The organism is Streptococcus parasanguinis (assembly GCF_000963275.1).
GTDB lineage: Bacteria > Bacillota > Bacilli > Lactobacillales > Streptococcaceae > Streptococcus > Streptococcus parasanguinis_B.
This window is the reverse complement of sequence record NZ_JYOW01000001.1, coordinates 566397-579683: the sequence shown is the minus strand read 5'-3', so window position 1 is coordinate 579683 and position 13287 is coordinate 566397. Positions and strand designations below refer to the sequence as shown.

Here is a 13287-nt window from a genome sequence, read left to right as displayed (position 1 = left end):
CTGCTTGCTCTCCTTTTAATTAGATTTGTTGGTTGGGACTTTAAAGAAGTCTTTAGAAAGGTACCCTTTCCCACTAATCAGGTCGTATTCAACCATTTTCAAATCCTCTGCAATCTCTTGTGCTTCCCCTTCTAAGGCCTTTTTATCGACACTTGCTTTTTTCAATACTTCCGTCAACAAAGCATAGTAAGGTGAAACTTTTGAATTGGTCTGTTCAAAGACCATAGCAGAGAAATCACTTGAATTGACCAAAGGATAGTTCAATTTCGGTGCATCAAAATTACTCCAAATGAAGTAGTCTGTCTGATACTGACTCTCCGGATTATTCTTAAAGGCCGACTCAGGATAGAGACCTGGTAAGTGATCCCCATAGAATACCACTGTAATCTTCTTATCTATTTTAGAAAGACTTTCCAGGAAGGATTGGGTGGCGGTGTCGGTAAAGGTTAAAAGACGTGAATAATTCGTTAGCTTGGTATTTTCATCATCTGAAAAACCTCTGCCTGTTGCTGTTAAGTCTGAAGGTTCTCCTGCTATAAATGGGGAGTGATTTTGAATTGTAATGACAGAAAAGAACTGATTCTTTTTAGCATCCATCTCTTTTAATACTGCCTTATACGTAGATTCATCACTTATATGTACTTCTTGATAACCTAAATCATAATTCTTTTTATCATCAATACTTATAAATTTATTGAATTTCAATCTATTGTAAATTACATTTCTAGAATAATTAATTGGAGATTCGAAATGAATAACTTCTTTATTATTAAATGAATCACTAACTGAAATTAGTCTTCTCATTTTAGGAGCAACCTCTGAGTACAATACAGAAACTGTAGGATTAATATTATAAAAAGGTAACCCCGTCAATGTTTGGAACTCCATATTTGCAGTTCCACCACCATAACCATCCGATTGCATTAATCCACTTGTAACTTTTGTCTTAATTTCTTGAATTTTTGGTATAGGATTTCTAGATAAATTTACCCCTTCAATTCTTGATGGGTCAGCAAAACTCTCACTTAAAACATAAACAATCGTTTGATTATCAATTAACTCATTTCTATTTTTATTAATTTCTAAAGCTACTTGATCATATTTCCTCTCAATTTCTTTGATTTTTTCTTTACTATATCCCTTCGGTTCTATAATTGGATCTGTTGTGATTTGATTTAACCAAACATAGGACAACGATCGATATCTAGCGTTTATGGAATTTCCTAACCATTTTGTATCTTGGAAATTATTTAACAAAGTAATAATCGGAACGTCATCAATAATTTTACCATTATCTTTTCTTTTAAAAATAGAATATACATTAATGGACAATAAGAGCATAAGTCCTAATAAAACAAATCTTAAGATCGTTGCACGAATAATTCTACCTGGATAAATATATCTCCGTCCTATTATATAGATAAACGTAAAAATGACTAAGGAAATACTCACAGTAATTAAAACCGAGGCATCTACAAAACTAAATAAAACAGAAGGTTGAAATACCCAGACCAAATCACTTGGCAAAATTGGTTCCGCACGCATACTAAATTTTATAGCATTAGCAACAATAAACAGAACCCCACCAAATAAAATCAATATTGTCGTAAATAAATATCTATTAAAGATTATATATAGAAAAATAAATAGATAAGCTAAACATAATATCTGAAATATTACACCTCCAGGAAATATTGAGTATCCAACCAAAGGTTCCCCATGGCCTAGTCCCAATTGAATTCCTGTATTAAATAATATTGCAAGACTAATACTTGTAAATATAGCTAGCGAAAAACTAGACCTATTTTTTACTACATCAACTTGTCCTTTTACAAAAAGCAGGCCAACTAAACTCAGGAAAATACTTAAGAGTAGCAAATAAAATTCTAAAATCCAAAATTGACTCAAGGAATACTTTCCTGCTCCTAATTTCTCAAAATTTCCAGATACATACCATGATGTACGATACAAAAAAGAAAGAATTTTAGAATCAGTAAAAATGAACGAACAAACTACGCTAGAATGCAAGACATATTCGAACATTTTCCCAATAGGTTCTAATTTTTTTCTATTCGCTTTATTATCATATGATTTTCTGATCTGACCCAAAACATAAGAAATCACTAACAATGATAAAATAAATACTAGAGAATTAAATTGCCAAAAATTATTTTTTTCAAAATGATCAATCTTATAACTAGGATTATTAATATTAAGCGAAACATCAATCGAGTATGAAAGTATTAAATAGATTACGTATGAAACTAAAATTTTAAAGAAAAAAATCCATTTTAAAGCGTATTGTGAAATTAGTAAAACCAGAATTAGGAAGGCAATTCCAAACCAAATACCAAACTGATTAACTAAGAATAATACAGATCCTGTCGATTTGATCTCTTTAGAAATCAAATTTTGTGTTAAGAAAGTATTGCTTATAAAAAATAAAAGAAAGAGAGCTATACAGTACTTTTGTGTTCTTGTTATTTTATTATAAATTTTAAAAAGAAACTCTCTAAAATCTATTTTCCTCTTTCTTTTCATGTTCTATCCTTCCTAAAAATTTTTTACCCCTGCAATTGAGTGTATATTCCAATACTAATTGTTAAAATATTTAAATACACTAACATGTATTGCAAACTACATTCAAAGTTCGAATCTTCATTCTGAATGGTCATATCCAAAAAGCCGAATAGTTTTCTAAACCATGATCCACAAAAGAGTGGCAAAAACATCAGAATAAAATAATAATAACGACCTTGTACACCACCTACAGTAATATCACCTTTGTGGTATACCCTCGGATCTCCTGATATAGCAATTACTATTAATGATGCAATACCTGCAAGTAAAAGAAGACAGTAATATTTAAAAAATGTTGGCATTTCAATTTTATTTTTTAATGCAATGACAAACATAGCGAAAAAGAAAATAACCATCGAAATTGCAATTAAAAACGGAGACGATTCTGAAACATATTTCAATGGTTCAGAAACAAAATCATGAATAATACCGTATGGCGCTAAAAGTAAAGTTCTAATTAATGGTAATGGATGTGTTACAAAATATAATAGTCCTGGGCCTTTGCCTGACAAAGCATTGTCTGAAGCAAACAATTTAATGATTCCAACATATGTAAAGGAAATGAATAAATTTAAACCAAACAGGATTGAACTGAATTTTCTTACTGATTTATCCTGATAATACTTATTTGGCAATATTGAAAATAGACTTCCAATTAATACAAAAGGAAATTTTGCAAATGAAAATAATAATGTAGAGCATTGAAATACAAAAGCATATTTTCTATCAATTTTACGTTCACCCGATAGAATATTTGTCAATATAGCAAGACTAATTAAAGTTGCTCCAAAATATAAATAATCATAATGATAACCTGCTATGATATACAATACTGCAGGGAATGTAGAAAATAAATATATCGCTTCTCTATAAACTTTGCTGATTTTTAATGCAATAAATACTAGAATGGCATATGCTATTACTTCGAAAATTCTTCCCAAATAATAGGAAACAAACACTTTTTTAGAGATTAATCTACCTATATTCCAGCCAATTGCACTAGGAATGAAGGCTGGATTATCAAATCCAACTCTTACTCCTTTAATTTTACTTTTCTTATGCTCAACATTGAACCAATAATTTTTATCTTTTTTACTAGGATTTCTTAGTGCATCATATTTAAAAACTGAATTATAATCTTCCAATTTCTCATTAGAATATTTAAAAATAGGACTATCAGAAATACTAATGACGTTTGGTAAATGAGACTCTTCATCTAATCCGTATTGAACTGGTTTCACTACTGAAATGACACTACCGAAAATAACTATCAGAAAAAAAGCATTTATTGGCAATTTCTTTTTGTCTTTTGGATCAAAAAGAATAAAATAAATTACAATACTAATAATTAATAGTATAATTTTAAGATTGATAGTAAATTGAAATAAACTAGCCAAAAACACCCTTGAAAATAATACTAAAAATATAGCGATTAAAATATTTCTAATTTTAGTCTTATCAATAACTCCCATATAATTTACTCTACTTTCTTTTTATCATTCTTTTTAGTATATATTTCACAGCTCTTGCAGGACCGATCACGATATACTTCAAGGCTCCTTTAATCCCACCGATTTGATTAAAGTCCACGAAGGTATGTGGTTGGAGATCCTCACGATTGTTCAACTGCTTATTATCGATAAATGGTGTGAGAACGTGTGGATTTTGGGAGATCCTAAAGTCATATTTTTGATCCCAGGCAATGTAGACTAATAAGCGTTCAATCGCATGAAGGATCGAATTTTGAGGAAGAGGTTCAGCTGGAACATCTGCTGCTGTCAAATTTAAATCAAAGAGTGGTTTCAAAGCATCATACTTAAACCAAACAAAGGTCCCATAGCTCATAACAAAAGTATTGAGATTTTTGAAATCAATTGTCTTGGTCGCTCCCATTCGTTGCCAGAGCTTGTTCATCTCTGGTGAAATGAGGGCTTCATTCCAGGCAACCACTATTCGATTGTATCGGAAGAAGGTTGGAATATCTGCGATGGTGATTCCAACTTTTGGATTGGCCTCCATATTGGCAAGGATTTGATCTGCCGGTTTAACCAACATATCAATCAATTCTTTCCGCCAAGATTCACCTGCCCAGAAATCTGCTTCTTTGGATTTCTTGGTATGAAAATGGCCGACATAATCATAGTGAGAGAGTTGCTCTTTTAAGAGGAACATTGGTAACACATCTCGTCCAATGTTTCCAGTCACCACGACTATCGCAATTTGGTCCCGATTAGAAAGAATTTCCTCAATAGCCTGCTTCTTCACTTCTACATCTGTCGTAATCCATAGATCAAAGTCAAAATGAAAAGCTTGGAAAGCATCTAGAAATTCTTCTAAGAGGTCCACATAAAAGACATGGAGATGAACCGCAACTTTTTTATCAAATGTGTCTCCTAAGTCTTGATCCTTCAAATACTTACGGGATAAGAGATAAGGATAGTCCGGACGGTCAATCATAGACATGTGGTTGAGAATCAAATCTAATGGATAGTTCGAGACCCGCTCCAATTCATCAAAAATATAAGGCATGATTCCTTCATTGTTTGCAATGGTTTTGACTTTGATGAAAGGAACCTTATGGTTGAGAATCGCTGTAGGATTGTAGTAAGAAAAGTCTGGATAGAGCATCCCTGTTGTATCTTCATGGATGGTATCAAAGACAGTTTTATAGCGAAAACCAGCATCCAAGAAATTCGTTGTGACCTTGGTCTCGTAGTTATCGATTACATCTTGGACATTAGTAAAGTCTTGAACGCCCTGCCAAAACTCATGAAAGGCGCTCGATGTCAGCACCTGTTTTTTAAAGCTGAGATAATAACTCTGAATATGCTCGTTAAAATCCTTGTCTTTCCGGTAATTGGTCATTCCCCAGAAATCTACTTCCTCATCATGTTCAAACTGCTGATAAATGGATTCTAGATCCCAAAGAGGTCCAAAGCAGGTATCATTCATGAGGGTAACAGAATCAAAGTGAGCCAGTTGATCAAAACCGACTGTCTTCATTCCATCCCGCCAAGCAGCGAAATCAAAGCCACTATTTTGACGCTCTAGAATATCATCTACCAGATGTTGTGCTGCTAAATTAGACTTCACGTCTTCTGGAAGCTGGCTATTAGAGATAAAAACTACCCGTGAATACAAGGGGCGAATTTTTTCTAATTGATAAAGTACATGTCCACTAATAAAGTTAAATTTATTGAAGTGAACGTACAAAAGTAAACGTTGCATATTATTTCCTTATTCTTAAGAATTTCAAGATCTTTGTTGGAATGGTCCAACGGCGAGAATGAATGACTGTATTATATGCTTCTTTCGTAGCTTGTAACTCTGCCTCAAGATTTTTCAATCTACTTTGACAATCTAACATTTCAGCAGTGAAAACTTTTCCAATATAATCCGGTGCAGAGGGATTATCTATAGAAATCATTTTATAGCTCAGTTGATACACACCTTCTTCTTCAACTTCATAGATCAACTGAGGATCCGGTTCACTAAACAAATACAAATGATCAACAACAACGCCGTTACTATAAACAGCTGAGCAAACATTGCCTGATGAATCTTTCAATTCAACATCAGTGTAATAACTAGGATTTTCAGAAAGATCGACTCGGATAACAGTAGTTCCCTTCGGAATTTCGATTGCCAGACTATCTTCTTTTTGAAGAAGTTTGGTCAGGGTACGATCTTCCGAATAGGTATTTTTTTCATCTCCAAAATATATCGTAACAGACTCCATTCCAATGTGTGAAAGAGAATCCATCGGTTTAGAAAGACGAATTTCATACGTATTATTACGATCTAAAAGGATCTTCGCCATCTCTTTAAAATCGGTATTTGGATATTTATCAAGATACTCAAGTTGCGTTTGCAATAACTTATGAAATCGGCGTTCTAGTTTTCTGAAATCACGAGGACGAGAATCAGATCCTTGGTTTATAGTATAAGCGACTGTTGCTTCATTCAGATAGGCCAAAGAAGTCCGTTGAAAGAGCTCCAGTTGTAGATTGAAGGTATCGTCTGAAGTCGTGAGATCTAATTCTTGGTTCACTTCTAACATCAAGTCTCTATCTACTAACCAGGTCGATGCCATCGTAAAGCCTCTTGTTGCCAGCATCTTTTCATAAGTATCTGCTAATGGAATCGTATGATTGGCAAAGCCAGCCTTAGAAACGAGGGTCCCTTGTTCATCATAAATATCAAAATCTGTATTGGACCATTTGCAATCAGGTTTACTTTCTAGTAAGTCAACCTGTTTCTGAAGTTTTAAAGGATCCAACCAAAAATCATCTCCGTCACAGCGAGCAATATACTGTCCACGTGCTTCTTTACAGATAGAGACCCAGGTTTTAGAAATTCCCTGGTTCTCATCCTGATAAAAGGCACGAATCAGATCAGGATAGTTGGCTTGATAATCCTGAATGATAGAACGGGATCCGTCACTTGAAGCATCATCCACTAAGATAATCTCATAAGCAAACTCTGTTTCTTGGGCTAAGAAGCTATCGATCGTCTTCTTTAGCCAGGGCTCTTTATTATAAACCGTACAAATAATCGAAACAAAAGGCGTCGTTTCCATATCTCCCTCAGTCTAGTCAGTCATTGACCATGTTCCATTGCGTTGGATTAAGCCGCTTGCCGCATCCATTGCTGATTTATCATCCAAAGCGATATCATCTCGATTGATAAAGATCAGTGGAGTTTGGGTAGCATCTGAAAAAGCCAACATCTGCCCTTCAGCATCCCTTACTGTCACTTCTAATTTCATTTTCAAGTCATTTACTGTTGGCAGTGAACAAGTATAATGAACCGTTTTATGTCCAGCCCCACTCATCAACTGATTCATAGAATTATCATTGTAGATCCAAATGTTCCGATCAATATCCGTTAAAGACATAGCGATATAGGTCTGGATATCTTCACGAACATCAAAATCAATCTGGAACTGAATAGGATCTTGAGGACGTAATTTGTTTGAGCTTAACAACTGAAGCTGAAAATTTTCAACCAAGACATTTTCTTCCTGGTTGGAATTGCCTGCTCCATTAGCTTCTCCTCCCTGTTGCAAAGGAGCCGTATTATCAAAACTATATTGGTTGGCAACATTCTCAGGACTACCAATGGCCTTCACCAATCCATTTTCAATCAAAACAGCCTTGTTACAATATTTCTTGACGGCTCCCATATCATGGGTAACCAAGATAGTGGTTTTTCCTGATTTCTTCCGTTCTTGGAAGTAATCATTACACTTGCGCTGGAAGGCTTCGTCTCCTACTGCTAGGACCTCGTCCAAAATCAAGATATCGCCTTGGGCCTTGATGGCGACCGAAAAGGCCAGACGAACCTGCATCCCTGAAGAGTAGTTTTTGAGCTTTTGGTTCATGAATTCATGCAACTCGGCAAAATCTACAATATCATCATACATGGCATCAATTTCAGCTGTCGAGAAGCCCAGCATAGCTCCATTCATGTAGACATTTTCACGTCCTGTCAATTCTGGGTTAAAGCCCACTCCAAGCTCAATAAAGGAGACCAGTTTCCCATCGATAGTGACGGTGCCTTTTTCCGGCACATAGATTTCAGAAATGATTTTCAAGAGGGTTGATTTTCCAGAACCATTTCTTCCGAGGATCCCGAAAAAGTCTCCTTTTTCTACTTCAAAAGAAATATCCTTAAGAACGTGCTGTTCTTTGTACCCTTTAATGCCTTTGAAGCGATTAACCATCGCCGTCCGAAGACTGTTGGTTGCCTCTGTTGGCAACTTAAAGTACTTGCTGACATGGTCTACTTTTACTGCAATTTGTTTATCTGTCATTAGAGAATCTCCGCAAATTTCTTAGCATGTTTGTTAAAGTAAGCAAAGCCAGCGATAAAAATAAGAATTGGCAAGACATAAGGAATCAGTACCAAGAACTTATTCTCCACCAAAAGCCAGACTGGGGTGTTGGCCTTATCAATCAAGAAATAACGCATGTCTTGAATCATTTGAGCCAAGGGATTCATCATGACCAACTTAGCAGCCCATGGATTGCGATCTGCGATAAAGGTAATCGGGTAGATAATTGGCGTTGCATACAAACCAGCTTGCAAGAGCACTTCCCAAACTTGACCTAGGTCACGGAAACGGACAAAAAATGTCGCTAAGATCAATGCACATCCTGTCGCCATCAAGAATAACTCAAAGAATAGCGGAATCACCATCAAGGCTGTCCAAGAAAATGTCACCCCATTAAAGAATGAAAAAATCAAGACCACAACCAGGTTAATGACAAAGTTAATCGCTGCTCCTGAAATTGCGGACAAGACAATGATGTGTTTGGAGAAGTTCAACTTCCGTAACAGGTCGCCTCGACTAACGATCGACACCATCCCCATGGAGGTCGCTTCTGAGAAGAACCCCCAGACTACATTGGCCAACAAAAGGGCAACTGGGAAATGGGGCACATCTCCACCCAATCGTAAGAAGCGGATGAAGACAATATACATGATGGTAAAAGTCATCAGGGGCTTTAAAATCGACCAAAGATAACCAATCGCTGATCCTTGGTAGCGTAATTTAAAGTCTGTTTTGATTAATTCTCTTAATAAAATTCGATTTTTCTGACTAAAAACGTCAAACATTATTTTTTACCTCGATATGCAAACTTTGTCAGAATCAAGCTAGTAAACACAAAGGTGTGAAAGGCTCGGTTCTTACGGTAACCATACTGACGAATCCGTCTCAAACGTTCTCTTAGCGATAAGTCCATGATGGTCACAAAGTTCTCAATAATTTCTTTATTTTGGGGACTGACTGGCAGATCCAATAAATTTTTTGCTTGTTCTTGACTGGACTCAATAAGATTCCAATATTTAGCAAATAAAATATGAGGGCGAACCCAGTTTTTAACCCGTTTTCTTAGGGTTCGAGCCCCCAGAACGTTGCTACTGTGCTGACGGTACAACTCTGTCGGTTGATCAATATAGATGAGCTTTCCAAAAGCAGTTGCCAACAATGCTAGGTACCAATCATGCATGAGAAGCGCATGCTTTTCTTGACCTGTCCATAAGTCAGCCAGGGCATGGTTAATCATGGCTACTCCACCAGTTACCGTATTTTCTGTTAATTCTTGAATCAGTTCCGTATTGGCATGATCAGACTGGGTGCGAATCATACTTTCGTGCTGCACATTCAAGTTTTCATCGACCACTTTTAAATCTGTGTAGACCAGCAAAGGCTCCTCTTGCGGATGTTTCTCTGCTTCTTCCACTTGTAGGGCAATCTTTTCAGGAAGCCAGACATCATCTTGGTCACTAAAGCAATAAAGATCAGCCTTTTCATATTTTAAGAGTGTGTGAAAACTCTTGATGACACCCAGATTTTCGATGGCTCCTTGATTGATAAAGTGGATACGCTCATCCTGAGCCACCAGCTCTTGAATGATTTCTACCGTACCATCTGTTGATCCATCATCTCGGATCAAGAGTTGCCAGTCCTGATAAGTCTGGTCTTGGATACTTTTGACCTGCTCTTTTAGATACTGTTCACCATTATAGGTGGACAACAAGATATTTACTTTCATGATAAGAATAATTCCTCGTATTCACCTACAATTTTTTCCCAGGTAAAGTTTTGTTTCATATTGGCCTTGGCACGTTGACCCCATTCAGATACATCTTCCAAAGGATCGAACTGGTCGATCAAATGCGCCAAATTCCCAGTTTCTTTAGTCCAATATTGGGCTGTGTCCTTTGCGACCGTTTGGTTAAAGGAAACACCTAAAACCAAATTGAGATCCGTCTGGGCAAGAGCCTCTAGGAGACCAGGATTGGTTCCACCCACTTCATGACCATGGATATAGGCAAAGGCTTCTTTACGGATATATTTCAAGAGGTCTTGATCATAGACCGTTCCTACAAACTTGACGCGTGGATCCTGATCAAATCCAGTCCTAGTTCGGAGCTCTTCAAAATAAGGATTGCCTTCATGGTTACAAATAATCACCAAATCACGCTTGGTGGAAGAGGACATAAATTCTCGAATGGCAGTCTCATAATTATTTTCTGGGACAAAGCGACCCAAGATCAAGTAATAGTTCTTTTCCTGTGTCTGCCACTTCTGATAGAGTTCTCTGACCTTCCTATCCTGACTGGTCAGACTGGTCGGAGATAAGTCCGTTCCATAGGCAATATAGGTCGTCTTGGACCACGGGTAGACTTCCTTGATATAGGAATCGATACCAGGGTTGTCAGAAATCACCAAATCTGCGTGGCGCGTCATGATCTTTTCAGAATACTTGAGATAGGCTTGGATCGGCTTGGCCCACTTGGCCCGCTTCCACTCCAGTCCATCTGGGTTGATATAGAATCGTCCACCCAATTTATGGATCTTGCGCGCAAAAGGTGCCACAAAGGCTCCAATTGTGTTGCCCAATATATAAAAAATAGGTTTTTTAATTCCTTGTTTCTTAATGACCTTTAAGGCATAGTTGATGGCCATCATATCATAGGCAATGACGCGAGCTGGCCCAAGTTTCGGTGCTTTAATCGTAAAACAATCGACACCCTTGTAGTCAAAATGTTGATAAGCTTGATCATTAGAAAGGCAGGCAACATGGTACTGGATATCTGGAGATACTTGATGCGAGACCAATTGGTCCACAAAAGTTTCAAAACCGCCATATTGAGCCGGAAGTCCACGACTTCCGATAATAAAAACGTGTTGCATAATATTCCCTTTCTAACAATTTACAGTCTATTCAATTATACCATTTTCTAGGCTTTTTGCCTAATCCAAACAGAAAAGCGACCCTAGGGTCGCTTCAATTTTCACTTATTTCACTTCTTGTTTATAGAACTCTTTCAAGGCATCTTGCCAAGTTGGAATGACGAACCCTGTAGCCTTAGCCTTAGCCAAGCTCATCGTTGAGTTCAGTGGACGTTTCGCTTTAGCTGGGAATTGGCTGGAATCCACTGGCTTCACTTCTACATCCGTATCTTTGAGGATTTCAACGGCAAAGTCATACCAAGTTGTATCTTCTTTCGCATCGTTAGACAAGTGGTAATAACCATATTCTTTACGATTTTCAGCCAAATAAGTCATGAACTCAGCAAGAGTACGTGTCCAGGTTGGACGACCATGTTGGTCGTTGACGACTGTAAGTGTTTTGTGAGTCTTGGCAAGGTTTTGCATGGTGAAGACAAAGTTCTTACCGTAGTTCCCGAAGACCCAAGCTGTACGGATGATATAGAAGTTTGACACATGCTTCTCAACCAATTCTTCTCCCATACGTTTTGTACGACCGTACTCTGTTTGAGGATCTGGTTGATCATCTACTTCCCATTCTTGTCCCACTGGTTTTTTTCCATCAAAAACATAGTCGGTTGAGATATAGACTAAGGTTGCACCGTGTTTTTCAGACGCTTTTGCTACATTTTCCGTACCAGTCACGTTGATGGCATAGTCCAATTCTTTTCCTTCATCTTCAGCCGCATCAACAGCTGTATAGGCAGCACAGTGGTAGACTAAGGTTGGTTTCACTTCTGCGAAAACCTCATCTACTTTCTCTGCATTTGTGATGTCCATTTCAGCTACATCGACAGCTACATATTCTTCATTTCGTTCATCTAACAAATGGCGAAGCTCTGTTCCAAGTTGACCATTTGCACCTGTAATTAAAATCATGGTACTTTCCTTTCAAATGCTCTTTCCCTATCATTATAGCAAAAAAAGCAGAAAAATTCTGCTTTTACTTGCTTTTCTCTTTGATGACATAGATTGGACGTTTCTTGGTTTCCATGAATATCTTACCGATATATTTCCCTAAAATCCCGATAGTTAGTAATTGGAACCCTCCTAGGAAAAGAATCACTGTCATGAGGGATGGCCAACCTGAAGTAGGATCCCCAAAGACTAAGGTACGGATCACAATTAGAATCACCATGATAAAGGCAAGAATCCAAGATAACAGTCCACCAATAAAGGCAATGTTTAATGGGGCATCCGAGAAATTGACAATCCCTTCAATCGAGTATTTAAAGAGGGACCAAAAATTCCAAGACGTCTCTCCTGCCACGCGCTCGACATTTTTATATTCGAGGTATTCTGTCTCAAATCCTACCCAAGCAAAAATTCCTTTTGAGAAACGATTGTACTCCGATAACTCCATGATAGCATCGACCATAGGACGGCGCATCAAACGGAAATCCCGCGCCCCGTCAACCATTTCCACCTGGCTAATATGATTGATCAATTTATAAAACATCCGCGCAAAGAAAGAACGAATAGGAGGTTCCCCATCCCTAGTTACCCGACGGGTTCCGACACAGTCTAGATCTGCCTGTTCCTCCAACTTCTGCTTCATTTCAATCAATAATTCCGGAGGATCCTGTAGGTCCACATCCATGACGGTCACGTATTCACCACTAGCACGCTCAAGTCCAGCATACAGTGCTGCCTCTTTTCCGAAATTTCGAGAAAAAGAAAGGTAGTGCACATTTGAATCTGTAACATGTAACTTTCGAAGAACGGATAGCGTACTATCTGAGGAGCCATCATTAATAAAAATATATTCAAATTCTTCTCCCATGGAGGTCCGAACTCGTTCCATTTCTTCATAAAATAATGGAATCGATTCTTCTTCATTAAAACACGGGACTACAACTGATATAACCATTCATTGCTCCTATTAACATTTGCTACTATCTTATCGGTAAACTATAAATTCT

General features: G+C 37.3%; 10 protein-coding genes. All 10 read right to left on the bottom strand.

What is annotated here, in order from left to right; genetic code table 11:
• Positions 1-15: 15 nt before the first annotated feature.
• On the bottom strand, positions 16-2541 hold the full coding sequence (locus TZ97_RS02865; RefSeq protein WP_045759301.1) for an LTA synthase family protein: 2526 nt from the start codon (positions 2539-2541) through the stop codon (positions 16-18).
• A gap of 23 nt (positions 2542-2564) precedes the next feature.
• Positions 2565-4052 (bottom strand): DUF2142 domain-containing protein, encoded by a 1488-nt coding sequence (locus TZ97_RS02860; RefSeq protein WP_045759300.1) that lies wholly within the window; start codon positions 4050-4052, stop codon positions 2565-2567.
• Positions 4053-4062: 10 nt separating this feature from the next.
• The gene (locus tag TZ97_RS02855) at positions 4063-5808 is read right to left on the bottom strand and encodes a rhamnan synthesis F family protein (RefSeq protein WP_045759299.1); all 1746 of its coding nucleotides are present in this window, start codon (positions 5806-5808) and stop codon (positions 4063-4065) included.
• A 1-nt stretch (position 5809) separates the two neighbouring features.
• Positions 5810-7159 carry a glycosyltransferase gene (locus TZ97_RS02850; protein ID WP_045759298.1) on the bottom strand — a complete coding sequence of 450 codons (1350 nt, stop codon included), beginning with the start codon at positions 7157-7159 and terminating at the stop codon, positions 5810-5812.
• A 12-nt stretch (positions 7160-7171) separates the two neighbouring features.
• Entirely contained in the window at positions 7172-8395 is a 1224-nt protein-coding gene (locus tag TZ97_RS02845) for an ABC transporter ATP-binding protein (protein ID WP_045759297.1), read from the bottom strand.
• Positions 8395-9201: an ABC transporter permease gene (locus TZ97_RS02840; protein WP_045759296.1), complete on the bottom strand. Its 807-nt coding sequence runs from the start codon at positions 9199-9201 to the stop codon at positions 8395-8397. The genes TZ97_RS02845 and TZ97_RS02840 overlap by 1 nt, the downstream gene beginning before the upstream one ends.
• Positions 9201-10142: a glycosyltransferase family 2 protein gene (locus TZ97_RS02835; protein ID WP_045759295.1), complete on the bottom strand. Its 942-nt coding sequence runs from the start codon at positions 10140-10142 to the stop codon at positions 9201-9203. Before TZ97_RS02835 ends, TZ97_RS02840 begins: the two co-directional genes overlap by 1 nt.
• Positions 10139-11287, bottom strand: coding sequence for a beta 1-4 rhamnosyltransferase Cps2T (gene cps2T, locus TZ97_RS02830; protein ID WP_045759294.1), 1149 nt, complete (start codon positions 11285-11287; stop codon positions 10139-10141). Before cps2T ends, TZ97_RS02835 begins: the two co-directional genes overlap by 4 nt.
• A gap of 105 nt (positions 11288-11392) precedes the next feature.
• Positions 11393-12244 carry a dTDP-4-dehydrorhamnose reductase gene (gene rfbD / locus TZ97_RS02825; protein WP_023026990.1) on the bottom strand — a complete coding sequence of 284 codons (852 nt, stop codon included), beginning with the start codon at positions 12242-12244 and terminating at the stop codon, positions 11393-11395.
• Positions 12245-12308: 64 nt separating this feature from the next.
• Entirely contained in the window at positions 12309-13235 is a 927-nt protein-coding gene (locus TZ97_RS02820; RefSeq protein WP_045759293.1) for a glycosyltransferase family 2 protein, read from the bottom strand.
• Positions 13236-13287: the final 52 nt, after the last annotated feature.